Raw genomic sequence first — 26,695 nt, 5'->3', positions numbered from 1 at the left:
ATGGGAAACGGATGGCATGAATGGCCTTTAATGGTCTTTACGGTTCTCGGGCAATGCGTAGTTGGCGCATTTATTGTGCTGGCGGTTGCATTGCTGACCCGGCGTAGCGAAGAAGAATATCGCCGGATCCACCTGTCGATGTTTTTCCTCTGGGTGCTGATGGCGGTGGCTTTTATCGCCTCGGTTCTGCACCTTGGCTCACCGCTGCGAGCTTTCAATTCTCTCAATCGTCTGGGCGCTTCGCCGCTCAGTAATGAGATCGGCAGTGGCTCACTTTTCTTTGCCTTAGGCGGGATTTACTGGTTGCTGGCTGTTCTCAACAAAATGCCCCGCGCATTGGGAAAAGTCTGGCTGATCGTGACCATGGTGGCCGGTGTGGGTTTCGTTTATGCCATGTGCCGTGTTTACGAAATCAATACTGTGCCAACCTGGGATAATGCTTATACCGCGTTCCACTTCGGGCTGACGGTGCTGATTGGCGGCCCGGTTCTGGGGTATCTGCTGCTGCGCGGCGCTGATATTAACGGCTGCGCGCTTCGCCTGCTACCGCTTATCAGTGTCACTGCGCTGGTCGTCAGTATGTGTGTGGTGGTAATGCAAAGTGCCAGCCTTGCCTCGATCAACAGCGCCGTTCAGGCGGCTTCTGCACTGATCCCGCAATACGGCATGTTGTCAGTTTCACGGCTGGTGCTGATTGCTTTAGGGCTGGGCTGCTGGATTTGCCCGCTGATACTGCGCAAGCGTCCTGCGATCGCTTCAATGGTTTTAGCTTTCGTGCTGGTCTTTGCCGGTGAGCTGATTGGACGTGCGATTTTCTATGGTTTGCATATGACGGTGGGTATGGCCGTCAGCGGCTGATTTCAGTTCATCAAGGGGACACGCCGCCGGAAGCGGTGTGCCCCGAAAGAAAGAGTTAACTATGTCCGCAGAATCAATAAGTTTAACCGCGAAGGTATTGGGCGCGATGCTGTTTTATCCCCCGGATTCAGAACAAGTTCAGCCTCTGATTGTATTGCTGAAAGACAGTGACTGGGCGGCGATGTGGCCCTGCGCAACGTCTGAGGCGAAAGCCCGTGCCGCTGAATTGTTTGCCGGGGCCGATGCTTCAGCAGAAGAGTTAATTGATGCATGGCAGCGCCTGTTTGTCGGGCCTTACGCCTTACCGGCCCCGCCGTGGGGCTCGGTCTATCTCGATAAAGAGTCCGTCATTTTTGGTGATTCCACTCTGGCACTACGCCAGTGGATGCGTGTGAACCACATTGAACCGCATCTGACGCAGGCTGAACCGGAAGATCACATCGGTTTGATGCTGATGATGTCTGCCTGGCTGGCCGAAAATTCGCCGCAACTGCTTGGTGAATTCCTGACTGTACATTTGATGCCATGGGCAGGGCGTTATTTCGAATTGCTGGGAATGAAAGCAGAACATCCGTGGTATGAGGGCGTGGCCGTTCTGGCGAAATCAACGCTTAACGGATGGCGAGAGGCTTTGGTGCTGAGAGACATTCCGGCGAAGGAATTGTATTTCTGATGAGTGACCCACGGGATAGCCGCTATTATCACGCCTGGATGAGCAGCCGCGTTGTCAGCCGCCGGGGGTTATTTCGTGGATTACTTTCATCCGCAAAACCGCCCGCAGAAGAAAATACGGTCGCCGGAGATTTGCTCCAGCGTGCTGCACCGCGTCCACCGCAGGCGCTGGCAGAACCGCTTTTCCTCAAACAATGCAACGGCTGCGGGCATTGCACGGATGCCTGTCCGGTGGGATTACTCAGTATTGAGTCCGGTAAAGCCGTGCTCAGTATTGATTACGCGGAATGTGATTTTTGTGGTGCCTGTACAAAGGCCTGTGACAGCAGTGCGCTGGACCTGAGCATTGCGCCGGATACTGGCCTGCGTCCGGCGATTCTGCCGCAGTGTTTGGGGCGCATGGATGATTTGTGCAGGATGTGCGAAATTGCGTGTCCGCGCACGGCAATATTTTTTAATCAACAGAATCAACCTTCCGTAGATAATCAGAAGTGTGACGGCTGCGGGAAATGCAAACTTGTTTGTTATCATGGTGATATTCAGTTGTCATTGAAGCGTCATGATTCCTGATCTCTTTGCTTGATTAGCGATTTCAATCATCACCCCGCAGTTTGTGCGCAGGCCTCTTTTTGCCAGATTGACATTTTGTTGGCCAGTGGCATGATGCGCGCAATTTCCCCGATTTTGTGGTCGTCAACAACCTATGTCCGCCTATTCCCGTCCCGTCTCTCTGCTGTTGTGCGGACTTCTCCTGCTGACGATTTCTATCGCCGCTTTAAACACGCTGGTGCCGTTGTGGCTCAGTCACGAACAACTGCCAACCTGGCAGGTCGGGCTTGTCAGTTCATCGTATTTCACCGGCAATTTGCTGGGTACGCTGATTGCAGGCAGCCTGATCAAACGTATTGGTTTTAACCGCAGCTATTATCTTTCCTGCATCATGTTTGCTGTCGCAACCGCGGGTCTGGCGCTTTCCATGGACTTCTGGAGCTGGGTTACTGCACGCTTTGTTGCCGGTGTTGGCTGCGCGCTGATCTGGGTTGTAGTGGAAAGTGCCTTGCTGCGCAGCGGTACAGTGAAGAACCGTGGTCAGCTGCTGGCGGCCTATATGATCATGTATTACATCGGTACCGTGGTCGGGCAGCTGCTGGTCGGCACGGTTCCAACGGCGTTGCTGAGCGTGTTGCCGTGGGTCACCGCGCTGATCGTTATTGCCATTCTGCCGATCTTGATGACACATATTGAGAATCAGGACAGCGACCAACCTCGGCATGCGGTGATGCCGATGTTCAGACGCCGCAACGCCCGTCTCGGGATCAACGGCTGTATCATTTCCGGCATTGTGCTGGGTTCCTTGTATGGCCTGATGCCGCTATTCCTTGCGCATCAGGGGATGAGCGATGCGGATGTCGGATACTGGATGGCGCTTCTGGTCAGCGCAGGGATTATCGGGCAATGGCCGGTAGGGCGTCTGGCCGATCGTTACGGGCGTCTGATGGTACTGCGTATCCAGATTTTCGCCGTGATCCTCGGTAGTATCGCCATGCTGAGCGGTTATGCGATGGCGCCGACGTTGTTCATTCTCGGATGCGCGGGTTTCACGTTGTATCCGGTTGCGATGTCATGGGCTTGCGAGAAAGTCAGTTCTGAAGAGCTGGTCGCGATGAATCAGGTGTTACTGATGAGTTACACCATCGGCAGCCTGGCTGGCCCGACGATGACCGCGATACTAATGCAGAGTTATTCTGACCGGTTGTTGTTTGTTATGATTGCTGTAGTTTCACTGGTTTATCTGGTGATGCTGATGCGCAAAGCCGACCATCATCATAATCCGGTGGCAACGGCCTGACCTGAGCCATTCAGAATGAATGCCTTCAACACAAAAAAGACGCCTCAAGGCGTCTTTTTTGTGGGAAACAATTTTACAGGAAACAAGCAGCTCATTAATAAATGACTTTGTGTCCGTAGCTGGCAAGAATATTTTTCACGCGTTCCATGATTTCTTTGGTCGGTGGGTTCACGCCATCCAGACCATATTTCTCACCCATCGCAGTCCATTTGTGTTTGCCCAGTTCATGATATGGCAACAGTTCAATCTTCTCGATGTTCGTCATATCTTTGGTGAACTCCCCGAGTTTGTGCGCGGAATCATCATCATCCGACCAGCCCGGCACAACAACATAACGGATCCAGGTACGCTGATTACGTTTAGCCAGATAGCGGGCAAAATCCAGGGTACGGTGGTTAGAGACGCCGACCAGATTCTGGTGGATATCGTCGTTCATCTGTTTCAGATCGAGCATTACCAGATCTGAGACATCCAGTAATTCGTCGATCACCGGATCATAACGGCGGACAAAACCGTTGGTGTCCAGACAGGTGTTAATGCCTTCTTTCTGACACGCGCGGAACCAGTCACGCACGAATTCAGCCTGAAGGATTGCTTCGCCACCAGAAGCCGTTACGCCGCCGCCAGAAGCATTCATAAAGTGGCGATAGGTCACCACTTCTTTCATTAAGTCATCGACATTGATCTCTTTCCCGCCATGTGTGTCCCAGGTATCGCGATTGTGGCAATACATGCAACGCATCAGGCAACCCTGGAAAAATACAATGAAACGGATACCTGGGCCGTCAACGGTGCCACAGGATTCATATGAGTGGATGCGACCTTGAACTGACATTGCGGGTTATTCTCCATATTGACCAATGAATAGCAGTCTAAATGTGCGGATGCTGGCCTGGCAGAGATAAACTGGAAACCACATGTTTATGATACCAGACAATCAATAAGGTTGATTGTCAGCAATGGCGGTACTGCTTTGCCAGAGGTCCACAACGTATAGCGCTCTGGCAAAACAGACTGTCTCGAAGACAGTGCAGGCAGGGAGGATGAAACAAAGGCTCCACGTTGTGGAGCCTTTTTATATCACGCTAAAGTATCAGCAGATTATTACAGGGACTTGGTGAAAGTACGGGTAATAACGTCTTGTTGCTGTTCTTTAGTCAGTGAGTTGAAACGTACTGCATAACCAGATACACGGATGGTCAACTGAGGATAGTTTTCAGGATGTTCCATCGCGTCTAACAGCATTTCGCGGTTCATGACGTTCACGTTCAGGTGTTGACCACCTTCGATGGACGCTTCGTGGTGGAAGTAACCATCCATCAGGCCCGCGAGGTTCGCTTTACGAACATCATCATCTTTACCCAGCGCATTTGGAACGATAGAGAAGGTATAAGAAATACCATCTTTTGCGTAAGCAAACGGCAGTTTAGCAACAGAAGTCAGAGAGGCAACAGCACCTTTCTGGTCACGACCGTGCATTGGGTTAGCGCCTGGACCGAATGGAGCACCAGCACGACGACCGTCTGGGGTGTTACCTGTTTTCTTACCATAAACCACGTTAGAGGTGATGGTCAGAACAGACTGAGTTGCTACAGCGCCACGGTAGGTACGCAGTTTCTGAATTTTCTTCATGAAACGTTCTACCAGGTCACAAGCGATGTCATCTACGCGAGAATCGTTGTTACCGAACTGTGGATATTCGCCTTCAATTTTGAAGTCTACAGCCAGGCCGTCTTCGTCACGGATGGTGCTAACTTTTGCATATTTGATAGCAGACAGGGAGTCAGCAGCCACTGACAGACCTGCGATACCACATGCCATTGTGCGATAAACATCACGGTCATGCAGCGCCATCAGCGCAGCTTCGTAGCTGTATTTGTCGTGCATGTAATGAATGATGTTAAGTGCTGTGACGTATTGTTTAGCCAGCCAGTCCATGAAGTGATCCATGCGGTCCATAACTTTGTCATAGTCCAGCACTTCATCCATCATTGGCGCTTCTTTAGGGCCAACCTGGATTTTCATTTTTTCATCAACGCCGCCGTTGATTGCATACAGCATGGTTTTCGCCAGGTTTGCACGAGCACCGAAGAACTGCATTTGTTTACCCACAACCATTGGGCTCACACAACAAGCGATAGCGTAGTCATCGTTGTTGAAGTCAGGACGCATCAGATCATCGTTCTCATACTGTACAGATGAGGTATCGATAGACACTTTTGCTGCGTACTTTTTGAAGTTCATTGGCAGCTTTTCAGACCACAGGATGGTCATGTTCGGCTCTGGTGAAGGCCCCATGGTGTACAGGGTATTCAGGAAGCGGAAGCTGTTTTTGGTTACCAGAGTACGACCATCAACACCCATACCTGCCAGGGATTCAGTCGCCCAGATTGGGTCACCGGAGAACAGTTCATCATACTCAGGCGTACGCAGGAAACGAACCATACGCAGTTTCATAACCAGGTGGTCAATCAGTTCCTGAGCTTGTTCTTCGTTCAGTTTGCCTGCTTTGATATCACGATCGATGAACACGTCAAGGAAGGTAGATACGCGGCCGAAGGACATTGCAGCACCGTTCTGAGATTTCACCGCAGCCAGGTAGCCGAAGTAAGTCCATTGAACAGCTTCTTGTGCGTTGGTAGCAGGACCAGAAATGTCGCAACCGTATTTGGCAGCCATTTCTTTAATCTGACCCAGAGCACGGTGTTGTTCAGAAATTTCTTCACGCAGCTGGATGGTCATTTCCAGATTCACGCCGTTTTCCAGATCATTTTGCAGAGACTGGAATTGTGCGTATTTATCAGCCATCAGGAAATCAATACCGTACAGCGCAACGCGACGGTAGTCACCGATGATACGGCCACGGCCATACGCATCTGGCAGACCGGTCAGAACGCCAGATTTACGGCAGTTCAGAATGTCTTTGGTGTAAACGTCGAAAACACCCTGGTTATGGGTTTTACGGTAGTCGGTGAAAACTTTTTTCAGCGCTGGATCCAGTTCACGGCCATAAACCTTACATGAACCTTCAACCATTTTAATGCCGCCGAATGGGATCAGAGCACGTTTCAATGGCGCGTCAGTTTGCAGACCAACGATAGTTTCCAGAGATTTATTGATGTAGCCAGCGTCATGAGACGTGATGGTAGCCGCAACGTCAGTATCAAAATCAACAGGAGCCTTAGTGCGGTTCTCCAGTTTGATACCTTCCATTACTTTATCCCACAGGGTGGTTGTCGCCTGAGTCGCGCCAGCCAGGAAGGATTCATCACCTTCATACGGTGTGTAGTTTTTCTGAATGAAGTCGCGGACGTTTACGCCGTTCTGCCATTCACCAGCACTAAAACCTTCCCATGCGTTGGTCAATTTTTCATTGAGCTTGGACATTTTGCACCTACCTTCTAATTTGGATTTCTTAAAAATCGCGTGTAAAACTGTCGTAACAAGAGTGCCACGTTGTATCAGTGGTGCTTCTCATCGCGAAGATATATGACCCAATACGTTAACCCTACCAGCAAACCGCCCCCGATGATGTTACCGATGGTCACAGGAATGAGGTTGTCGATGATAAAGTTAGTGATGTTCAGTTCTGCGAATTGTGCCGGAGTTGCGCCGACAGCCTGCCAGAATTCTGGTGTCGCAAAGTTCTTCACTACGATGCCTAAAGGGATCATGAACATGTTGGCAATGCTGTGCTCGAAACCGCTGGCGACGAACATGCCGACGGGGAGGATCATTGCGAACATTTTGTCCATCAGACTGCGGCCGGAGTAACTCATCCATACCGCCAGGCAAACCATCAGGTTAGCCAGAATCCCCAGACAAACGGCTTCAATAAACGTGTGATGCATTTTATGGTCAGCAGTTTGCAGAACGTTCAGTCCCCACAAACCATTATCGACCATATACTCACCTGAGAACCAAATCAGTGCGACAAAGAACAGACAGCCGATAAGGTTACCAATATAGACATTGACCCAGTTACGTGCCAATTGCCCCCAGGTGATACGCCCGCTGGCTTTCGCAATCACGATAAGCACAGTGGAAGTAAACAGGTCAGCGCCGCAAACAACGACCAGCATCAAACCCAGTGAGAAGCAGATGCCCCCAACGAGTTTTGCGAGGCCGTAAGGAACGGTGCCGGTGCCTGTGGTGGCAGTGATATAAAAAGCAAAGGCGATAGAAATAAAGACGCCAGCAGTAATGGCTAAAAAGAATGTTTTTAACGGCTGTTTGGTGGCTTTATAAACGCCGGCATCTTCAGCAACTTTCGCTGTAGCGGCGGGTAATATTAGATCGAAGGGGTTGTCAGCTTTCACATTAACTCTCTTATTCAGGGCTATGCACTGCGCAACGAGATACTAGCAAAGCAGTATAACGTAAAAATTGACGTGGATCATACGAGGCGGTTTTTGGTGCTTTCTGATGTACTACTGAAGGGGTGGTTTTTTGATTAACTCAATGATAATAAAAGAATAAAAACATTTTAATTTTTACAAATAAAGTTGATGGATGCTCAATTTATTTTTATTTATGCGTAAATGAAAATAAGCCATTGTTAATGGCTGTTGTCAATTTTACTTTGTGCTTTTTACAGATGAGTAACTTATTAAAAAGTTCGTGGGACTTATGTCAGAAAAATGACATCCGTCCTTTATTTCGCGGCGAATTACACGTCATTTTTTCGGCTGAGTCAAACATTTGGCGGCAAATAAACTCCCAAAGCCATTACGAAGGGAAATAAAAAACCGGCAGAAAATTCCACCGGTTCGTCGATTTTTTAAACGCCGGAAAATCAGGCTTTTGACCAGTAACGGCGTTTTGCAACCTGGAGTTTTTCGTAAGCGCCCAGCAGAGCCTGATGAGCAGGCAATGCTTTGAGGTCAGCGTCTACGGCAAACAGACCGTGGAAACGTTCTTCGCCGCTGATGGCTGCTGAAGCATCATCAACCGCTTTCTGACCGTACATTTTCACGAATGCCGTGTAGTACTGAGCCGGATCACGATCTTCTTCCAGGGACAGCTGAAGAAGTGTTTGCAGACAACGGTAATAGTTGTTGCGCTCATCGCTGTAAACCGACGCGTTGAATTCATGCGCCCATTCAGCCCAGGTCAGCGCCTGATCCAAATCGCCGCCCGCCAGTGCCAGCATAGATTTCAGCTCGCCAACGCGCAGGGTGTACCAGCCGTTGTCTTTGCCGCTGGCGATGCCCAGAAGTTCACGAACGCGGGTAAAGTCATCCAGACCTTCATCATCCAGTTGTGTGATCATTTCCAGATAAGCTTCTTTTGGCAGATCGCTGTCGGGCAGAGCCAGCAACTGATCGCGCAAATGAGCGCCCATGCTGTTGTTGGCCAGCAGCAAATCTTCAGCCGGATAAATGTCAGACATACCCGGAACGATGATGCGGCAGGCGTACACGTCAAGATGCTCGTAATCCGCAATGTAAACTTCAGCGTCTTCTTTATCAAAGATTGCCTTCAACGTGGCGAACTCTTCTTCCGTCGTGCCGCTGAAACTCCAGTCTGCGAACGTATAGTCGGCATCCTGTTTAAACATATCCCACGAAATCAGACCGCTGGAATCGATGAAGTGAGTTTCCAGATTGGCATGTTCAGCCACTTCTTCGTCATCGAAGGTCGGGGCGGTGAAGACGTCCAGATCTTTCAGGCTGCGGCCCTGCAGTAATTCAGTGACCGTACGCTCCAGTGCAACTCCGAAGTCTGGGTGTGCGCCGAAGGAAGCGAAACAAGTCCCGTTTGCCGGGTTGAACAACACCACGCAAATGACCGGATAGTTGCCGCCCAGCGAGGCATCGTAAGACAGGATAGGGAAACCTTCTTCTTCGAGTTTGGCGATGGCTTCAACCACACCCGGATAGCGTGCCAGCACGTCAGCAGGGATCTCTGGCAGGCTGATAGATTCCGCGATGATACGGTTTTTGACATAGCGCTCGAAGACTTCAGACAGACCCTGAACGCGGGCTTCGTTCGCGGTATTCCCGGCAGACATGCCGTTAGACACATATAGGTTACCGATGATGTTCATCGGAATATATACGGTTTCCAGGTCAGACTGACGGGTGAACGGCAATGCGCAAATCCCGCGATCCGGGTTGCCGGATTGCAGATCAATCAGATCGCTGGCGACCAGTTCTTTATCTGCATCGTAAAATGCGTGCAGACGCTCATCCAGAATACCTTCAGGCAGAAGGTTATCTTCCGGCAGCGGGAACCATTTCTCGTTCGGATAATGCACGAAGTCGCTGTTGGCAATTTCTTTGCCCAGATAGAAGTCGGCGAAGAAATAGTTGGTCGACAGACGCTCAAAATACTCACCTAAAGCAGAAGCCAGAGCGGCTTTTTTGCTGGCGCCTTTACCGTTGGTGAAGCACAGCGGGCAGTCGCGGTCGCGAATGTGCACTGACCAGACGTGGGGAACCGGATTCAGCCAGGAAGCTTCTTCGATATTAAAGCCGAGATCGGTGAGTTTTTGTTGGAAGCGGGAAATGGAATCTTCCAGCGCCGCGTCTTTACCAGGAATAAAAGTTTGCGTCATTGAGTTCACTTTTGAGCGTGCTAAAAACGCGCAATGATACGGGGTTTTGCGCATTACCTCCATGTATTCGTGTTAACAATGTAATCGTGTTGTGAACTCAAAGGCTTGTAGGTAAAACGGGTGTAAGCGCCGCCGCGATGCCAGGGAAAAATCACGATTTGTGCATTCTCTGTTCATGCAAACATAATCCCGCAAAATCAGTATTAAAAGGAAGAAAGAACCTTGCGTTCAGCCTCTCATCGCTGTTTATCAGGTCGTGATGAATAACCGTTGCAGACTGCTTGTCTGGGATGATAAAACCGGTAAATTAGTTGTTACTTTGTGGCTGTCTCAAGAGAAGTGGTGAGGGGAAATGACTCAGGTTTATAATTTTAGTGCAGGTCCGGCAATGATCCCGGCTGAAGTATTGCGTCGTGCAGAACAGGAATTGTGCAACTGGCACGGACTGGGTACCTCGGTGATGGAAATAAGTCACCGTAGTAAGGAGTTTATCCAGGTAGCTGAAGAATCCGAAAAGGATATTCGTGACCTGCTGAATATTCCCCCGAACTACAAAGTGCTGTTCTGCCACGGTGGCGCGCGTGCGCAATTCGCCGCAGTGCCGATGAATCTGCTGGACGATAAAGCGTCTGCTGATTATATCGATGGTGGCTACTGGGCACACAGCGCCGTTAAAGAAGCGCAAAAATACTGCACACCTAACGTCATTGACGTCACCACGACCTTTGATGGCAAACGCGGCATTCTGCCAATGAGCGAGTGGAAGCTGAATGCGGATTCTGCTTACGTTCATTACTGCCCGAACGAAACCATTGACGGTATTGCTATCGATGAAATGCCTGATTTCGGCGATAAAGTCGTTGTTGCTGACTACTCATCCTGCATCCTTTCGCGTCCTATTGATGTCAGCCGCTTTGGCGTAATTTATGCCGGTGCGCAGAAAAATATCGGCCCGGCTGGCCTGACGCTGGTCATCGTACGCGAAGATTTATTAGGTAAAGCACGCACTGAGTTGCCATCTATCCTTGATTACACCGTGCTGGCTGAGAACGATTCCATGTTCAATACCCCGCCAACCTTCGCCTGGTATTTGTCAGGTATGGTCTTCAAATGGCTGAAAGAACAGGGCGGTCTGCGCGAAATGGAAAAACGCAATCAGGCCAAAGCTGAACTGCTGTACGGTTCCATCGATCGCACCGGTTTCTACCGTAACCCGGTTGCGGCCGCGAACCGTTCGTGGATGAACGTTCCGTTCCAGATGGCCGATGCGTCACTGGATAAATTGTTCCTGGATCAGGCGCAGGAAGCCGGTCTGCATGCGCTGAAAGGCCACCGCGTAGCTGGTGGGATGCGTGCATCCATTTATAATGCAATGCCGATTGAAGGTGTCAAAGCGCTGACCGACTTTATGGCGGAATTCGAAAAACGCCATGGCTAAGCGCGCTGGCTTTCGGGCCGGTACAATGCTTTAGTAAGAAGCCTTAAAAATGACCCCGGCTCACTGTCCGGGGTCATTTTATGAAATGAAGAATTGGAGAAAGAGTGGAATCCCTGACATTACAACCCGTTGCATTGGTTAACGGCAGCATCAACTTACCCGGCTCAAAGAGTGTTTCTAACCGTGCACTTCTACTGGCTGCTTTTGCACAGGGCACTACCCGCCTGACTAACCTGCTAGACAGTGACGATGTGCGTCACATGCTGAATGCGCTGACTGAACTCGGTGTTACGCATCGTTTATCGGCGTCCCGCACAGAGTGCGAAATTGACGGGCTGGGCCACGCTTTTTCCAATGCTAAAGGGACTGAACTGTTTCTTGGTAATGCCGGAACGGCCATGCGCCCGCTGGCGGCGGCACTGTGTCTGGGTGAACAGAATGTTGTGCTGACGGGTGAACCTCGGATGAAAGAGCGTCCGATTGGCCATCTGGTTGATGCCCTGCGTCAGGGCGGCGCACAGATTGATTATCTTGAGCAGGAAAATTATCCGCCTCTGCGCCTGCGCGGTGGTTTCCGCGGCGGTGATGTCAGCGTGGATGGCAGCGTCTCGAGCCAGTTCCTGACGGCGTTGTTAATGACCGCACCGCTGGCTGAAAACGACACCACGATTCAGATTAAAGGTGATCTGGTGTCTAAGCCGTATATCGACATCACCCTTAACCTGATGAAAACCTTTGGTATTGAAGTTGAGAATAAGCAATATCAACAGTTCCATATCAAAGGGAAACAGCAATACGTTTCACCGGGCGCTTATCTGGTGGAAGGTGATGCGTCATCCGCATCCTATTTCCTCGCGGCGGCAGCCATCAAAGGCGGCACTGTGCGTGTGACCGGCATCGGTAAAAACAGCATGCAGGGCGATATTCGTTTTGCTGATGTGCTGGAAAAAATGGGTGCAACCATTCACTGGGCTGACGATTATATTGAATGTACTCGCGGTGAGCTGAAAGGCATCGATATGGACATGAACCATATCCCGGATGCGGCTATGACGATCGCCACGGCGGCACTGTTTGCAGAAGGCCCGACCACGCTGCGTAACATTTATAACTGGCGCGTTAAAGAAACCGACCGTCTGGCAGCAATGGCCACCGAGTTGCGTAAAGTCGGCGCGACAGTTGAAGAGGGCGAGGACTACATCCGCGTTGAGCCGCCAAAAGCACTTAAATTTGCAGAAATCGGTACGTATAACGACCACCGTATGGCGATGTGTTTCTCGCTGGTGGCGCTGTCGGATACGCCGGTGACCATCCTTGATCCAAAATGTACGGCGAAAACCTTCCCGGACTATTTTGATCAACTGGCTGCGATCAGCACTCTGGCTTAAACTCTTCCGGTATGTGTGAAGACGGCGGACATCTTTGATGTCCGCTTTTTGCTTTAAAGGTGTCAGAAACGTCCGCTTTTTAGGCAACTGAAAAATGCGGGGTAACAGTTGCCACAAAGGCAGCGTATAATGTCGCTCCTGAATTAGTCGTCTGAGGCTAATGAAGCGGGTATTCCCCACCGAAAGGAGACAAAAATGACGGCTTTAGCCCCGGTAATCACCGTTGATGGGCCAAGTGGTGCAGGTAAAGGTACTTTGTGTAAAGCTTTGGCCGAAGCCTTTAACTGGCACTTACTGGATTCCGGCGCCATTTACCGCGTTTTAGCGCTGGCGGCTTTACATCACCAGGTTGATATTGTCTCAGAAGAGGCGTTAGTTCCGCTGGCCGCACATCTCGACGTTCGTTTTGTCGCTCAGGATGGGCAGTTACAAGTGATTTTAGAAGGTGAGGATGTCAGCAATGAAATCCGCACCGAGACGGTTGGGAATACGGCCTCACAGGCTGCGGCTTTCCCCCGTGTTCGTGAAGCATTGTTGCGTCGTCAGCGTGCATTCCGTGAAACGCCGGGCCTGATTGCCGACGGTCGTGATATGGGCACCGTGGTTTTCCCTGACGCGCCTGTGAAGATCTTTCTGGACGCGAGTTCAGAGGAACGTGCAAACAGAAGAATGCTACAGTTGCAGGAAAAAGGCTTTAGTGTTAACTTTGAACGGCTTTTAGCCGAGATCAAAGAACGTGATGACCGTGATCGTAACAGGCCTATCGCGCCCTTAGTGGCTGCTCCCGATGCGTTATTGCTGGATTCAACCAGCATGTCCATCGAGGAAGTCATCGAAAAAGCACTGGCTTATGCCACAGAAATTCTAGGATTGCCGCAAAAACAAACCCGGTAATCGAGCCGTAATCTGGTGCTGAAGAATATTCAGTGCCAGTTTTGGCTATAGTTTTTTTTAACCTCGCCGCAAGGATCTGTAGCGGGGCATTTGAAACAACCCCATCCAGCAGGAAGCCAGATGGACGTTAAACTTAAGAACCTAAAGATTATCAACATGACTGAATCTTTTGCTCAACTCTTTGAAGAATCCTTAAAAACAATCGAAACCCGTCCTGGTTCCATCGTTCGTGGTGTTGTTGTGTCTATCGACAAAGATATCGTACTGGTTGACGCCGGTCTGAAATCTGAGTCTGCAATCCCGGCAGAACAATTCAAAAACGCACAGGGCGAACTGGAAATCCAGGTTGGCGACGAAGTTGATGTTGCGCTGGACGCTGTTGAAGACGGCTTCGGTGAAACTCTGCTGTCCCGTGAAAAAGCTAAACGTCATGAAGCTTGGATCACGCTGGAAAAAGCTTACGAAGAATCTGCAACTGTTACCGGTGTTATCAACGGTAAAGTTAAAGGCGGCTTCACCGTTGAGCTGAACGGTATTCGTGCGTTCCTGCCAGGTTCACTGGTAGACGTTCGTCCTGTTCGCGACACGCTGCATCTCGAAGGCAAAGATCTTGAGTTCAAAGTCATCAAACTGGACCAGAAACGCAACAACGTTGTTGTTTCCCGTCGTGCAGTAATTGAGTCTGAGAACAGCGCAGAGCGCGATCAGCTGCTGGAAAACCTGCAGGAAGGCATGGAAGTTAAAGGTATCGTTAAGAACCTCACTGACTACGGTGCATTCGTTGATCTGGGCGGCGTTGACGGCCTGCTGCACATCACTGACATGGCTTGGAAACGTGTTAAACACCCAAGCGAAATCGTCAATGTTGGCGATGAAATCACTGTTAAAGTTCTTAAATTTGACCGTGAACGTACCCGTGTGTCACTGGGTCTGAAACAACTGGGCGAAGATCCTTGGGTCGCTATCGCTAAACGTTACCCAGAAGGTACTAAACTGACTGGTCGCGTTACCAACCTGACTGATTACGGCTGCTTCGTAGAAATCGAAGAAGGCGTTGAAGGTCTGGTTCACGTTTCTGAAATGGATTGGACTAACAAAAACATCCACCCATCTAAAGTTGTTAACGTGGGTGATGTTGTTGAAGTTATGGTTCTGGATATCGACGAAGAACGTCGTCGTATCTCCCTGGGCCTGAAACAATGCAAAAACAACCCATGGCAGCAATTTGCAGAAACCCACAACAAGAACGACCGTGTTGAAGGTAAAATCAAGTCAATCACTGACTTCGGTATCTTCATCGGTCTGGACGGCGGCATCGACGGCCTGGTTCACCTGTCTGACATCTCCTGGAACGTTGCAGGCGAAGAAGCAGTTCGTGAATATAAGAAAGGCGACGAAATCGCAGCTGTGGTCCTGCAAGTTGACGCAGAACGTGAACGCATCTCCCTGGGCGTGAAACAACTGGCTGAAGATCCATTCAATAACTACCTGTCTGTTAACAAGAAAGGTACTATTGTTACTGGTAAAGTCACAGCAGTTGACGCCAAAGGTGCTACAGTTGAATTAGCTGGCGGCGTAGAAGGTTACCTGCGCGCTTCAGAAGCTTCTCGCGACCGTATTGAAGATGCAACTCTGGTTCTGAGCGTTGGTGATGAAGTTGAAGCTAAATTCACCGGTGTTGACCGTAAGAACCGTGTAGTAAGCCTGTCCGTCCGTGCTAAGGACGAAGCAGACGAGAAAGATGCAATCGCTGTTGTTAACAACAAACCAGCAGAAGAAAGCAACTTCTCTAACGCTATGGCTGAAGCATTCAAAGCGGCAAAAGGCGAGTAATGACGGGGGGCGGCTCTGTCGCCCCGAAACGGTAGTTTAGCTGCAAAGCTTGGAGGTACTATGACCAAGTCTGAACTTATTGAAAGACTTGCTGGCCAGCACTCTCATATCCCGGCGAAAGCTGTTGAGGATGCAGTGAAAGAGATGCTTGAGCATATGGCTGCAACCTTGGCTGATGGTGAACGCATCGAAATCCGTGGGTTTGGCAGTTTTTCTCTTCACTACCGTGCTCCGCGTGTGGGGCGTAACCCTAAAACGGGCGATAAAGTTGAGCTGGACGGCAAGTACGTTCCTCACTTTAAGCCAGGTAAAGAGTTGCGTGATCGCGCGAACATTTATGGCTAAGGTTTATTCCTGAAACATAAATGACTGCCTATAGCGAATGCAAAACGGTACCTTTAAGGTGCCGTTTTTTTTGCAATTTTCGACCTGAAGACTGTTTTCGTTTTCTCAATTCTGCTGATTATTTGCGTAATGCCTCGCATCGATTTCTTCTGATACTTGTCCCTTTTCCGCTCAAAAACCATACTCCACCCCGGACGTTGATCTCACTTTAAGGCCGTTTAACGCTGAGGGTAAAAACATCAAAATCTCAATGGATGAGGTCGCAGTTGCCATTATCACCGGCATGGTGCCGTTGATTTTTCTCGCTATAATTCCCACGGCTGCCCAGCTTTTTTCCTTATTTCTGATAGTTTGTCTGCTGTTCGTGAGTGAACGAAAACTGTTCAGACTGATTGCCATCACATTACTGAGTTTCTGTTGGGCTGCGTATCAGGGGCAAATTCAGCTGCAACAGATTTCATCCCTTCAGGGCGTTAAGCGTGAAGTGATTACCGAGGTGCAAACGGTGAATCTCGGAACGGAAGGGGCTTCCGTCTTCTTTAAGATAGAAAGAGAGGATGGTAAACGCGTTTTTCCTCCCGTCTTATTCCGGGCTAAATGGGAAGGGGGGCGCGTGACTCTGTTGGCCGGGCAACGATGGAAAATGCTTGTCAGCCTGCGTCCGGTTCATAGCCTGCTCAATGAAGGTGGCTTTGATGCACAGCGCTGGGCGTTGTCGCAACATGCGCCGCTGACCGGCACAATCTACAGCGGAGAGCCTCTGGATACGGAGGCTGGCTGGCGTCAGCAATTTATCCAACGTGTCATGCAGAAGATGCCAGAACTTACGAATGCGCCGGTGCTGATTGCATTGGCATTTGGTGAGAAAGGGCTGATTCAAAAACCAGAAATGTTGGTGTTACAGCGTACCGGGATTGCGCATCTGGTTGCCATTTCCGGCCTGCACATCGGGATTGCCGCATTGTTTGGTGGGTGGCTGGCGAGGATGTGTCAGTGGTTTATGCCTGTCAGATTAATCGATTATCGTTTTCCGCTGGTAGTCAGTGAGATTTTCCTGCTGATTTACACGTGGCTTGCGGGTTGTAATGCGCCTGCTCTGCGGACAGCGATAGCATTTTCATTATGGATCCTGCTGCGTTACTTTCGGGTTCGCTGTCATCCCTGGCAGGTCTGGTTATGGGGCGTGGCGCTTTTGCTGATAACTGATCCGATGAATTTATTGTCAGACAGTTTTTGGTTATCGTGTTTTGCCGTCGCTTCTCTGGTTTTCTGGTATCAATGGATGCCATTACCAGCGAAGTTTCAGAAGCACTGGTACTGGTGTGTCATTCGTTGGGGGCATTTACAGGCCGGAGTGACCCTGCTTTTGTTGCCCCTGCAAACAGGCATTTTCCATGGGATCAATGTCGCCTCATTCCTGGCAAATATGTGGGCTGTACCGGTGGTATCACTACTCACGGTTCCCTGTATTCTGGTCGTCCTTCTTCTGAACGTATTCCCGGCCGGCTTGCTGACGGAGGTCCAGACTTTACTCTGGCAAGGCGCAGATTACACATTGAGTCTGGCAATGTGGGGCGTAAGACCTTTCACTGGCAGCTGGTTTGCGCTCGGGGAAAACTGTCTTTTTATTAGTCTGTTGGGCTGGCTGGCTATTATTTTTTGCCGTATCGGGCACGTGAAACAATGGCTTTCAATACTGGTCTCGTTTTGCACGCTATCAGTAGTATGGTACGCGCGGATCCCTGCTGAGCGCTGGCGTGTTGATATGCTGGATGTCGGGCATGGTTTATCGGTACTCATCAGCCGGAATGGGAAAGGCATTCTCTATGATACGGGGAATAAATGGGAAGGTGGGTCAGCGGCTGAACAGAATATTTTACCGTTTTTAAATTGGCGCAATATCGAATTAGAACAGATAATTATCAGCCACAACGACATGGATCATCGTGGTGGCCTGCCATTACTGCAATCGCGATATCCTCAGGCAAGTTTACGGGAGAGTTCCATGTCAGAGGGGCATCTGGCGTGTGTGGCCGGTGAACACTGGCAATGGCACGGGCTGAAATTCAACGTCTTATGGCCGGAGGCAAAAGTTGCGGATGCCCGAAATGATGACAGTTGCGTCATCCGCATTGATGATGGCTCATTCAGCCTTCTGCTGACCGGTGATATTGAAGCCAGTACGGAAAAGGCCTTGATCAGGAAATGGCGGGGTGAATTGCACTCTACCGTACTTCAGGTTCCTCATCACGGCAGTAATACGTCGTCTTCACCGCCTTTTTTGCGCGCTGTTTCGCCGGAATCGGCGCTGGCATCGGCCGCACGTTTCAATAAATGGCATCTGCCTGCGCATAAAGTTGTTAGCAGATACAACAAAGCCCGCTATGACTGGCACTCCACTTCGGATTCCGGTCAACTGAGCCTGTTCATTTATGGTGATTATTGGGCAATTAAAGGCTTACGTGAGCAATTAAACCCACGTTGGTACCACCGGCGGTTTGGAGTATCAGTAGATAATGAGTAGAATAGGCCGCTATTTCTTTCGATGCTGGTTGATATTGCATGATGAACGATAAAGATCTCTCCACGTGGCAGACATTCCGTCGCCTATGGCCGATGATCACACCTTTTAAAGCCGGGCTGATTGCTGCGGCTATTGCGCTGGTAGCCAACGCCGCCAGTGATACCTTCATGCTGTCTTTGCTGAAACCGCTTTTAGATGACGGATTCGGAAAAGCAGACCGCTCAATTTTACTCTGGATGCCACTGGTCGTTATCGGTCTGATGATTGTTCGCGGCGTGAGCGGGTACATTTCGAGCTACTGCATTTCCTGGGTATCGGGCAAAGTGGTTATGCATATGCGCCGCCGCCTGTTTGGTCACATGATGAGAATGCCGGTCGCATTCTTTGACCAGCAATCCACTGGCACCTTGCTTTCCCGTATTACCTATGACTCTGAGCAGGTGGCTTCATCGTCTTCCAGCGCTCTGGTCACCGTGGTGCGCGAAGGGGCCTCAATCATTGGCCTGTTTATCATGATGTTTTACTACAGCTGGCAGCTTTCGGTGATCTTGCTGGTCATAGCTCCGATCGTTTCAGTTGTTATCCGCGTAGTGTCTAAACGTTTCCGTAACATCAGTAAATCGATGCAAAATACGATGGGACAAGTGACGACCAGCGCAGAGCAGATGCTGAAAGGGCACAAAGAAGTTCTGATCTTTGGTGGCCAGAAAGTTGAAACTGAGCGTTTTGATAAAGTCAGTAACCGTATGCGTCAGCAAGGTATGCGTATGGTTTCTGCTTCATCGATTTCTGACCCGATTATTCAGCTGATCGCCTCTCTGGCACTGGCTTTCGTGCTGTATGCGGCAAGCTTCCCGTCTGTGATGGAAACACTCAGCGCCGGTACGATCACCGTGGTCTTCTCCTCGATGATTGCGCTGATGCGCCCGCTGAAGTCCCTGACGAACGTCAACTCCCAGTTCCAGCGCGGTATGGCAGCTTGCCAGACGCTGTTCTCTATTCTGGATATGGAGCAAGAAAAAGACGAAGGTAAACTGGAAGTTAAGCGCGTTAAAGGCGAAGTTGAATTCAAGAATGTCACCTTCACATACCCTGGCCGCGATGTCCCTGCGCTGCGCGATATTTCTTTCGCTCTGCCAGAAGGGAAAACTGTTGCGCTGGTGGGGCGTTCCGGATCCGGTAAATCGACTATTGCCAACCTGCTGACACGTTTCTATGACATCCAGGAAGGTAAAATCCTGATGGATGGTCATGACCTGCGTGAGTATACCCTGTCATCATTGCGCGATCAGGTTGCACTCGTATCGCAGAATGTTCATTTGTTTAACGACACGATTGCCAACAACATCGCGTATGCCCGCACCGATCTGTATTCCCGTAAGGAAATCGAGAAAGCCGCAACAATGGCTTATGCGATGGATTTCATCGGTAAGATGGATAAAGGTCTGGACACGGTGATTGGCGAGAATGGTGTCCTGCTTTCTGGTGGCCAGCGCCAGCGCATCGCGATTGCGCGTGCTTTGTTACGTGATTCGCCGATCCTGATCCTCGATGAAGCGACTTCTGCACTGGATACCGAATCAGAACGTGCAATTCAGGCCGCTCTGGATGAACTGCAGAAAAACCGTACTTCTCTGGTGATTGCACACCGTCTGTCGACCATCGAAAAAGCCGATGAGATTCTGGTGATTGAAGATGGTTGCATTGTGGAACGTGGCTCCCACACCGCATTGCTGGAAGAACGTGGTGTTTATTCGCAGCTCTACCGGATGCAGTTTGGCCAATGATTGAGCGTATCTGGTCAGGTAAATCACCGCTCTATCTGTTGCTGTTGCCTTTGTCCTGGCTGTACGGGTTAATCTCGAATTTAATCCGTTACAGCTATAAATCAGGGCTTAAAAAAAGCTGGCGGGCGCCAGTGCCCGTCGTGGTAGTGGGGAACCTCACTGCCGGGGGCAATGGTAAAACGCCGGTGGTTATCTGGCTGGTCGAAACGCTACAGCAGCATGGTTTGCGCGTGGGCGTAGTTTCTCGCGGTTACGGCGGTAAGGCCGAAAGCTATCCGCTGGTATTAACAGCAGATACAAAGGCGGCTCAGGCGGGTGATGAGCCCGTATTGATCTTCCAGAGAACCGGAGCGCCCGTTGCGGTGTCCCCGGTTCGTTCTGATGCCGTTAAAGCATTGCTGGCCGCGCATGAGCTGGACGTCATTATCACGGATGATGGCCTTCAACATTACGCGCTTCAGCGTGATGTTGAAATTGTGGTAGTTGATGGTGTAAGGCGCTTTGGCAACGGCCACTGGTTGCCTGCCGGACCGATGCGCGAACGTCAGGCGCGTCTGCGTTCTGTTGATGCGGTGATTACCAACGGTGGCACCGCGCTTGCCGGTGAGCTGGCTATGGTTTTACAGCCGGGCAAAGCTGTGAATCTGGTGACGGGTGAACAGCGCGATGCAGCGATGCTGAAGAATGTGGTGGCGATGGCCGGAATCGGTCATCCGCCGCGCTTTTTTGCGACACTCAAACAACTGGGTGTCGATTTGCAAAAGGAAATTGCTTTCGCCGATCATCAGGCGTACTCCCCTGAACAGATTTCCGCTACGGTACATCCCGGTCAGCAGCTTCTGATGACGGAAAAAGATGCCGTAAAGTGCCGATCTTTTGCTCAGCCGGACTGGTGGTATTTGCCCGTCGAAGCAAAAATTCAGGGTTTACAGGCTGAGAAATTATTGCAAAAAATAGCTGATCTTATTTTGAAAACCCATCTTTAAGCTGGCTGAATCTTCGAAATCCACTTCAAATATTCGAAATTTACGTAAATTTATAATTTCAATACGACTGATTTTAAAGGCTTATTTGCGTAAATATTATTTCCCCTTAAAATTATTGTGTACGGTGACTTGCTATTGTTTGCAGGTTATGAGTAAATGCGTGCAGCCTGTGTTACAGCGCTATTTATGTATGAGTGTAGAGTAAAGCAGTTCCTCCCAGACGTTATCTCTTTCCCGATGATTCCGCTTCCAAGACGAACCTTCTAAGTCCCTCCCATAAGTAATTGTCTGAACTATTGGCCAACATTGCCGAATGGCAGGATCTTATTGAGTAAAAGTTAAAAGGTTTTAAATATGTCTAAGAAAATGGGTCAGGTTAAGTGGTTCAATGAAAGCAAAGGTTTTGGTTTTATTGAGCAAACTGATGGCGGCAAAGATGTCTTTGTACATTTCTCCGCAATCGCAACGGATGGTTTCAAAACTCTGGCTGAAGGCCAGCGTGTAGAATACACCATTCAGGACAGCCCGCGTGGTCCGGCTGCTGCTAACGTTATCGCTCTGTAATCAGAGAATAACGTGATGATATGAAACAACTCGAATTGTCTTTCATATCAGCAGAGTAAAACCCGCCCAACGGCGGGTTTTTAGTGCCCGAAATGAAATTAGCTTTAAAGAAGTTCGCAGTAAAAATAATCGTTAAACAAATTCGCTCATTAGAGGTTTTTTATAAAAAAATAACTTAGATATGGGCAAACGCATCCGAACAATAATAAAAAAGTGTGTTCATGGATGCCCAAAAGAAAGGATAGAAATTATGATGTTAAAAATGGGTTTAGTTAAATGGTACAACCAGGCTAAAGGCTACGGTTTTATTTGCCCTCTGGATGGTTCTTCTGAGATTTATGTTCAGCGTACCTCAATTGCCAATACCGGTAATAAATCACTGAGTGCCGGTCAGCGCGTAGAGTTCACCACTTACCGCAGCGTAGCACATGGTCCTTCAGCGGCTGATGTTATCGCGTTCTAAGTCTGGTTTTTGTAATGCGCCGTTGAGCTGAATTTTACGCTCCGGTAAAAATATGTTATCGGTATCCACAGTTTATCGCTGCCACGGATACCGATATGTCTCACCCGGTTATATCTCTCAGTTCGGCCCGCATCCTGCATTTATCTGCACAAAATCTTCTTAAACCTTTGACCCGAAAACCGTCTGCCGGTGATGTTGTCGATTCCATTCAGAATATGGGATTGCTGCAAATCGATACGATCAGCGTGGTTGCCAGAAGCCCTTACCTCGTATTGTTCAGCCGCCTCGGAAATTATTCCCCACAATGGCTGGAAGATGCGTTATCTGAGGGGAAAATTTTTGAATACTGGGCGCACGAAGCCTGTTTTATCCCTCGCGAGGATTATGGGTTATTGCGGCACAAGATGCTGAACCCGCAGGGCATGGGATGGAAATTTTCTCAGGACTGGTTTGATGAACATCGCGCTGATATTCATGAACTGCTGAGTCATATTGCAGAAAAAGGTCCGGTGCGTTCTGCGGATTTCAGTGCGGAGAAAAAACCAAACAGCGGCTGGTGGGACTGGAAACCGCACAAAAAACATCTGGAAACGCTGTTTACTTCCGGAAAGCTGATGGTGTCCGAGCGGCGCAATTTTCACCGCGTGTACGATCTTGCAGAGCGCGTCATGCCCGGCTGGGATGATGCGACGCAGGCACTTAGCCAGGAAGCGGCGGAATATCAAATGATGTGTCGTTCGGCGCAGTATCTGGGCATATTCAAAGCGGAATGGCTGACAGATTATTATCGCCTTAAACGTGTTGATACCCGGAAAGTGATTAAAACACTCCTGGAAAATGGAGAAATCACGCCTGTTGAAGTCAGCGGGCTGGAGGGAAATTATTATGTCCACCAGCAACAATTTCCCCTGTTGCAAAAAGCGCGTGAGTCACGAATCAGCTCAACGGTGACGACACTGCTTTCACCGTTCGATCCGGTTGTGTGGGATCGCAAGCGCGCCTCGACTCTTTTTAATTTTGATTACCGGATTGAATGCTACACGCCGGAAGCAAAGCGTCAGTACGGGTATTTCACGTTACCGATCCTTCAGCGCGGCGAGTTAGTCGGGCGCATAGATGCCAAAATGCACCGCAAGGAAAAGGTTCTGGAGGTGAAAAGTCTGCACCTCGAGCCTGAAGTCAAGATGACATCCCGGCGTGCGCAGGACATTCACGGAGCAATTACGCGCTTTGCTTCATGGCAGGGAGCAGAAGACGTATTGTTTTCGAAAGGGCCAGAAGCGTTAACGATGTTATGGAATTCGGGCTGGCGGGTCTGATTTAGAAAGTAAAACGGCTGCATCAGGCAGCCGTTTATTCACGATGATTGCAGGTGTTACTCAGCATTAGTTGCTGAAGTTAGCGAACATTGCGATGATTTTGTTAATGGTTTTCATTTTGTGCTCATATCTGAAGTTTATAATGTGATGTGCATCACAAAAAAAATTGTACTCCCACGGAATCTGCAACGCAATCCTTCATGAGTGATATTTTTCTATCACATTAATTTAACTTTCTGGGCCGTAACAGAAGGTGACGTGAGGATTAACGGAGAGGGGGCGTTATGCTATTCTCTGGAGCCGTTGTATTGTGTTTTCCAATGCATTTTTGCGTGACACCCTGCTGAAAAGCGGTGTATTCGCCTCCGGGAGGAATTAATGGACCATCGTTTACTTGAAATCGTTGCGTGCCCTGTGTGTAACGGGAAACTGTACTTCAATAAAGAAGCGCAGGAATTAGTGTGTAAAGCCGACAGTCTGGCTTATCCGGTTCGGGACGGCATCCCAGTATTATTAGAAAACGAAGCCCGCCCGCTTTCTGTTGATGAGACACATCCATGAGTTTTATTGCAATTATCCCGGCCCGTTTTGGGTCCAGCCGCCTGCCCGGTAAGCCTTTGGCCGACATTAACGGTAAACCGATGGTTGTGCACGTCATGGAACGTGCGCTGGAATCCGGTGCGAAACGCGTGATTGTAGCGACCGACCATCCGGAAGTTGTGGCCGCAGTGAAAGCCGCCGGTGGTGAAGTTTGCCTGACCAGCCCTGATCATCAGTCTGGTACCGAACGTCTGGCGGAAGTTATCCAAATTTGTCAGTTTGCAGATGATGAAATCATCGTTAATGTGCAGGGTGATGAGCCGCTGATCCCGCCGGTGATTGTCCGTCAGGTCGCTGAAAATCTGGCCAACAGCGTTGCGGGTATGGCAACGCTGGCGGTACCGATTGAATCTGCCGAAGAAGCCTTCAACCCGAATGCGGTAAAAGTGGTTCGCGATGCCAATGGTTACGCCATGTATTTCTCCCGCGCGGCCATACCGTGGGAACGTGAGCGTTTCGCTGTTTCTAAAGACACAATTGGCGACGTCTTCCTGCGCCATATCGGTATCTATGCCTATCGTGCCGGTTTTATCCGTCAGTACGTACAGTGGGAACCGAGCAAACTGGAGCACATTGAGTTGCTCGAACAACTCCGGGTGCTGTGGTATGGTGAAAAAATCCACGTTGATGTCGCGAAAGCCATTCCTTCAGTAGGGGTTGATACTCCGGAAGATCTGGAACGCGTACGTAAGATTCTGGGCCACTCGCATTCCTGAGCCACGGTTAGCGGACGGAATGCGCCATATTCCGTCCATTCTTATCTGACGTTCCTTCCAGTTTCCGAAATATCCTCTCTCTCCTGAAGCAATTATCCGGTTTTTGTTTGATCTGAAACGGGGTATTCATCTGTCGAAGCTTTCATCATAAACGTTAATCTTTTCGTCACTGCGAATACGTTATGGAACAGCTAAAAGCCGAGTTAAGTATTGTTTTGGGCGAGCGGTTATCCCGCCTTGAATGCGTCAGTGAACAACCTTATGCCCATCTTTTCTCTCTTTATGATGAGCAGGGCTATGCAATGCCGCTGATGGCGAAAAGTTTTGTCTGCGAAGGCATCGCGGGGCAGGAAGCTTACAAACTCTCGATGCTGGCCAGAGAAGGCGTAGTGCGCGTGCCGACGGTTTACGGCATGGTCACGACGCATCAAAAACCCTATCAGGAAATTTTACTGATTGAACGTCTGCGCGGCGTCTCAGCAGAAGCACCCACCCGCACGCCGGAACGCTGGAAAATATTGCAGGAGCAAATTGTTGAAGCGATGCTGGCATGGCACCGTATTGACAGCCACGGTTGCGTCGGTTCAGTCGACAGCACCCAGGAAAACCGCTGGGAAAACTGGTATCCGCAACGGGTTGAAGTGCTGTGGTCAACCTTATCAAATTTACAGGCTCCGGAACTCACGCCGGAAGATCGCACGGTGCTTTTCCGTTCCCGATCCAGCATTCCGACCTTGTTCCGGGAATTCGATGACACGCCGGTTCTGGTTCACGGCAATCTTTCCCTGCGCAGTATGCTGAAAGACCCGCGCAGCGATCAGCTTCTGGCGATGATTAATCCGGGCACCGTTTTATGGGCGCCGCGTGAATTTGATTTATTCCGTCTTTGGGAAAGGGGCATGAGCGAGCAACTGCTGTTCAGCTATTTGCAAAAAGCACCCGTCTCAGACACCTTCCTTGAGCGTCGTTGGTTCTATTTACTGTGGGAATCCGTCGCGCACCTTATCCATACCGGTAAGCTCGATCGCCGCCAGTTTGACTATGCGCGACAGCAACTGTTGCCGTGGCTTAACTGACGGGCTTTGTTTCGGATGACGGCAACGTCATCCATTGCCAGATACGCCCCAGCGTTTCGTACCACGCCCGTTCACTGTGAGATAAAAAAAGTGCCTGCGGAAGGGCTCTTTCCCACGGGTTAAGCGGGGAATCAATTGCCAGCTGATTGGCCGGAGCCGGGATTGGGTTCAGTCCTGCCTGCCTGAAGAAAACCAGTGCGCGGGGCAGATGATTGGCGGAAGTTACCAGCACGAAAGGCTGATCACCGGCCAGAATTTTGACCTGCTGTGCTTCCTGATGCGTATCCCGTGGCTTATCGAGCAAAATGATATCGCTCCCCGGCACACCTAAACTCTCGGCGACTTTCCCCGCAACCGCCGCACTGCTCACCGGATTCGTCATGGCCTGCGCGCCGGTAAACACGATTTTCGATCCCGGATTTGCACGATAAATTCGGATCCCTTCAGCGACGCGGGGCAGGCTGTTGCTGATCAAGTTGGAGCTGGGTGCCCAGTCCGGGTTATAGGTATAGCCGCCACCGAGAACGACAACGTATTGTACCGGCGGATGCGCCTTAGGCTGATAGGTCGGATAGCCAGATTCCACCGGGCGAAGTAAATTGTCAGCCACCGGCTGGAGGCTCAGCAGGAGCAACAGCAGCCAACTCAGTGAAAAAAACACTTTTCCGGTTTTTTGCCAGCGGGTCATCCACAACAACACCAGCGCGATCGCCATCATCAGCAGGATAAAAGGCAGTGGCAATAACAGGCCGCCGACAGTTTTTTTTAGGATAAATAGCATCAGAAACCGGTCCTTTTGGGTGAAAAAACGACATCCGGGCGTG

The 26,695-nt window shown here is 50.0% G+C and carries 23 protein-coding genes; 18 read left to right on the top strand and 5 right to left on the bottom strand.

Annotated features, from left to right (window positions below; translation table 11 throughout):
* The 4 genes from KWG64_RS06840 (at position 1) to KWG64_RS06825 (ending at position 3,379) form a co-directional block, all read left to right on the top strand.
* On the top strand, positions 1-858 hold the full coding sequence (locus KWG64_RS06840; protein WP_218521349.1) for a dimethyl sulfoxide reductase anchor subunit family protein: 858 nt from the start codon (positions 1-3) through the stop codon (positions 856-858).
* 61 nt (positions 859-919) lie between these two features.
* Positions 920-1,531 (top strand): Tat proofreading chaperone DmsD, encoded by a 612-nt coding sequence (dmsD, locus tag KWG64_RS06835; RefSeq protein ID WP_218521348.1) that lies wholly within the window; start codon positions 920-922, stop codon positions 1,529-1,531.
* Complete coding sequence (napF, locus tag KWG64_RS06830; RefSeq protein ID WP_218521347.1) at positions 1,531-2,100, top strand: ferredoxin-type protein NapF; 570 nt, start codon at positions 1,531-1,533, stop codon at positions 2,098-2,100. The genes dmsD and napF overlap by 1 nt, the downstream gene beginning before the upstream one ends.
* Positions 2,101-2,233: 133 nt before the next feature.
* A complete protein-coding gene (locus KWG64_RS06825) occupies positions 2,234-3,379 on the top strand; it encodes an MFS transporter (protein WP_218521346.1) in 1,146 nt (381 codons plus the stop codon).
* Positions 3,380-3,473: 94 nt separating this feature from the next.
* On the opposite strand, the gene pflA is transcribed toward KWG64_RS06825, so the two are convergent.
* From pflA to ycaO, 4 genes are all read right to left on the bottom strand, one after another.
* Complete coding sequence (gene pflA, locus KWG64_RS06820; RefSeq protein WP_015689580.1) at positions 3,474-4,214, bottom strand: pyruvate formate lyase 1-activating protein; 741 nt, start codon at positions 4,212-4,214, stop codon at positions 3,474-3,476.
* Between the two features lie 269 nt (positions 4,215-4,483).
* Positions 4,484-6,766 carry a formate C-acetyltransferase gene (gene pflB, locus KWG64_RS06815; RefSeq protein ID WP_195812800.1) on the bottom strand — a complete coding sequence of 761 codons (2,283 nt, stop codon included), beginning with the start codon at positions 6,764-6,766 and terminating at the stop codon, positions 4,484-4,486.
* Positions 6,767-6,840: 74 nt separating this feature from the next.
* Positions 6,841-7,698, bottom strand: coding sequence for a formate transporter FocA (focA, locus tag KWG64_RS06810; protein ID WP_095922616.1), 858 nt, complete (start codon positions 7,696-7,698; stop codon positions 6,841-6,843).
* 476 nt (positions 7,699-8,174) lie between these two features.
* Positions 8,175-9,938, bottom strand: a complete 1,764-nt coding sequence (gene ycaO / locus KWG64_RS06805) for a 30S ribosomal protein S12 methylthiotransferase accessory factor YcaO (RefSeq protein ID WP_218521345.1) — start codon at positions 9,936-9,938, stop codon at positions 8,175-8,177.
* Positions 9,939-10,290: 352 nt separating this feature from the next.
* Between ycaO and serC the strand changes: the two genes are divergently transcribed.
* The 14 genes from serC to KWG64_RS06735 all read left to right on the top strand — a co-directional run bounded on the left by serC (position 10,291) and on the right by KWG64_RS06735 (position 25,871).
* Positions 10,291-11,376, top strand: coding sequence for a 3-phosphoserine/phosphohydroxythreonine transaminase (gene serC, locus KWG64_RS06800; protein WP_218521344.1), 1,086 nt, complete (start codon positions 10,291-10,293; stop codon positions 11,374-11,376).
* 104 nt (positions 11,377-11,480) lie between these two features.
* The gene (gene aroA, locus KWG64_RS06795) at positions 11,481-12,764 is read left to right on the top strand and encodes a 3-phosphoshikimate 1-carboxyvinyltransferase (RefSeq protein WP_218521343.1); all 1,284 of its coding nucleotides are present in this window, start codon (positions 11,481-11,483) and stop codon (positions 12,762-12,764) included.
* A 195-nt stretch (positions 12,765-12,959) separates the two neighbouring features.
* Positions 12,960-13,658 carry a (d)CMP kinase gene (cmk, locus tag KWG64_RS06790; RefSeq protein WP_195812796.1) on the top strand — a complete coding sequence of 233 codons (699 nt, stop codon included), beginning with the start codon at positions 12,960-12,962 and terminating at the stop codon, positions 13,656-13,658.
* Between the two features lie 156 nt (positions 13,659-13,814).
* Positions 13,815-15,491, top strand: coding sequence for a 30S ribosomal protein S1 (gene rpsA / locus KWG64_RS06785; RefSeq protein WP_101076455.1), 1,677 nt, complete (start codon positions 13,815-13,817; stop codon positions 15,489-15,491).
* Positions 15,492-15,551: 60 nt separating this feature from the next.
* On the top strand, positions 15,552-15,836 hold the full coding sequence (gene ihfB / locus KWG64_RS06780) for an integration host factor subunit beta (RefSeq protein ID WP_013574835.1): 285 nt from the start codon (positions 15,552-15,554) through the stop codon (positions 15,834-15,836).
* 250 nt (positions 15,837-16,086) lie between these two features.
* Positions 16,087-18,360, top strand: a complete 2,274-nt coding sequence (locus tag KWG64_RS06775; protein ID WP_255562105.1) for a DNA internalization-related competence protein ComEC/Rec2 — start codon at positions 16,087-16,089, stop codon at positions 18,358-18,360.
* A gap of 38 nt (positions 18,361-18,398) precedes the next feature.
* On the top strand, positions 18,399-20,147 hold the full coding sequence (gene msbA, locus KWG64_RS06770; RefSeq protein ID WP_218521342.1) for a lipid A ABC transporter ATP-binding protein/permease MsbA: 1,749 nt from the start codon (positions 18,399-18,401) through the stop codon (positions 20,145-20,147).
* Positions 20,144-21,133: a tetraacyldisaccharide 4'-kinase gene (gene lpxK, locus KWG64_RS06765; protein ID WP_218521341.1), complete on the top strand. Its 990-nt coding sequence runs from the start codon at positions 20,144-20,146 to the stop codon at positions 21,131-21,133. Before msbA ends, lpxK begins: the two co-directional genes overlap by 4 nt.
* 354 nt (positions 21,134-21,487) lie before the next feature.
* A complete protein-coding gene (locus KWG64_RS06760) occupies positions 21,488-21,697 on the top strand; it encodes a cold shock domain-containing protein (protein WP_218521340.1) in 210 nt (69 codons plus the stop codon).
* A 250-nt stretch (positions 21,698-21,947) separates the two neighbouring features.
* Positions 21,948-22,160, top strand: coding sequence for a cold-shock protein (locus KWG64_RS06755; RefSeq protein WP_104921458.1), 213 nt, complete (start codon positions 21,948-21,950; stop codon positions 22,158-22,160).
* A 95-nt stretch (positions 22,161-22,255) separates the two neighbouring features.
* Positions 22,256-23,479, top strand: a complete 1,224-nt coding sequence (locus tag KWG64_RS06750; protein WP_218521339.1) for a winged helix-turn-helix domain-containing protein — start codon at positions 22,256-22,258, stop codon at positions 23,477-23,479.
* Positions 23,480-23,857: 378 nt separating this feature from the next.
* Entirely contained in the window at positions 23,858-24,040 is a 183-nt protein-coding gene (locus KWG64_RS06745; protein ID WP_104921460.1) for a Trm112 family protein, read from the top strand.
* The gene (kdsB, locus tag KWG64_RS06740; RefSeq protein WP_152324159.1) at positions 24,037-24,795 is read left to right on the top strand and encodes a 3-deoxy-manno-octulosonate cytidylyltransferase; all 759 of its coding nucleotides are present in this window, start codon (positions 24,037-24,039) and stop codon (positions 24,793-24,795) included. Before KWG64_RS06745 ends, kdsB begins: the two co-directional genes overlap by 4 nt.
* 182 nt (positions 24,796-24,977) lie before the next feature.
* Positions 24,978-25,871, top strand: a complete 894-nt coding sequence (locus tag KWG64_RS06735) for a YcbJ family phosphotransferase (protein WP_195824986.1) — start codon at positions 24,978-24,980, stop codon at positions 25,869-25,871.
* On the opposite strand, the gene elyC is transcribed toward KWG64_RS06735, so the two are convergent.
* Positions 25,864-26,652, bottom strand: a complete 789-nt coding sequence (gene elyC, locus KWG64_RS06730; RefSeq protein WP_218521338.1) for an envelope biogenesis factor ElyC — start codon at positions 26,650-26,652, stop codon at positions 25,864-25,866. The genes KWG64_RS06735 and elyC overlap by 8 nt on opposite strands.
* Between the last annotated feature and the right edge of the window lie 43 nt (positions 26,653-26,695).

Origin of the sequence: Rahnella sp. PD12R, from assembly GCF_019200965.1 — a bacterium.
Taxonomy (GTDB): Bacteria; Pseudomonadota; Gammaproteobacteria; order Enterobacterales; family Enterobacteriaceae; genus Rahnella; species Rahnella laticis.
The sequence above is the reverse complement of the archived record's forward strand: the minus strand, read 5'-3'. Positions and strand labels throughout refer to the sequence as shown.

Bases quoted from the DNA above. Each gene is read 5' to 3' on its own strand.
- KWG64_RS06840 (WP_218521349.1), top strand. From the start codon at position 1: ATGGGAAACGGATGGCATGAATGGCCTTTAATGGTCTTTACGGTTCTC.
- dmsD (WP_218521348.1), top strand. From the start codon at position 920: ATGTCCGCAGAATCAATAAGTTTAACCGCGAAGGTATTGGGCGCGATG.
- napF (WP_218521347.1), top strand. From the start codon at position 1,531: ATGAGTGACCCACGGGATAGCCGCTATTATCACGCCTGGATGAGCAGC.
- KWG64_RS06825 (WP_218521346.1), top strand. From the start codon at position 2,234: ATGTCCGCCTATTCCCGTCCCGTCTCTCTGCTGTTGTGCGGACTTCTC.
- pflA (WP_015689580.1), bottom strand. From the start codon at position 4,214: ATGTCAGTTCAAGGTCGCATCCACTCATATGAATCCTGTGGCACCGTT.
- pflB (WP_195812800.1), bottom strand. From the start codon at position 6,766: ATGTCCAAGCTCAATGAAAAATTGACCAACGCATGGGAAGGTTTTAGT.
- ycaO (WP_218521345.1), bottom strand. From the start codon at position 9,938: ATGACGCAAACTTTTATTCCTGGTAAAGACGCGGCGCTGGAAGATTCC.
- serC (WP_218521344.1), top strand. From the start codon at position 10,291: ATGACTCAGGTTTATAATTTTAGTGCAGGTCCGGCAATGATCCCGGCT.
- cmk (WP_195812796.1), top strand. From the start codon at position 12,960: ATGACGGCTTTAGCCCCGGTAATCACCGTTGATGGGCCAAGTGGTGCA.
- rpsA (WP_101076455.1), top strand. From the start codon at position 13,815: ATGACTGAATCTTTTGCTCAACTCTTTGAAGAATCCTTAAAAACAATC.
- ihfB (WP_013574835.1), top strand. From the start codon at position 15,552: ATGACCAAGTCTGAACTTATTGAAAGACTTGCTGGCCAGCACTCTCAT.
- KWG64_RS06775 (WP_255562105.1), top strand. From the start codon at position 16,087: ATGGATGAGGTCGCAGTTGCCATTATCACCGGCATGGTGCCGTTGATT.
- msbA (WP_218521342.1), top strand. From the start codon at position 18,399: ATGATGAACGATAAAGATCTCTCCACGTGGCAGACATTCCGTCGCCTA.
- lpxK (WP_218521341.1), top strand. From the start codon at position 20,144: ATGATTGAGCGTATCTGGTCAGGTAAATCACCGCTCTATCTGTTGCTG.
- KWG64_RS06760 (WP_218521340.1), top strand. From the start codon at position 21,488: ATGTCTAAGAAAATGGGTCAGGTTAAGTGGTTCAATGAAAGCAAAGGT.
- KWG64_RS06755 (WP_104921458.1), top strand. From the start codon at position 21,948: ATGATGTTAAAAATGGGTTTAGTTAAATGGTACAACCAGGCTAAAGGC.
- KWG64_RS06750 (WP_218521339.1), top strand. From the start codon at position 22,256: ATGTCTCACCCGGTTATATCTCTCAGTTCGGCCCGCATCCTGCATTTA.
- KWG64_RS06745 (WP_104921460.1), top strand. From the start codon at position 23,858: ATGGACCATCGTTTACTTGAAATCGTTGCGTGCCCTGTGTGTAACGGG.
- kdsB (WP_152324159.1), top strand. From the start codon at position 24,037: ATGAGTTTTATTGCAATTATCCCGGCCCGTTTTGGGTCCAGCCGCCTG.
- KWG64_RS06735 (WP_195824986.1), top strand. From the start codon at position 24,978: ATGGAACAGCTAAAAGCCGAGTTAAGTATTGTTTTGGGCGAGCGGTTA.
- elyC (WP_218521338.1), bottom strand. From the start codon at position 26,652: ATGCTATTTATCCTAAAAAAAACTGTCGGCGGCCTGTTATTGCCACTG.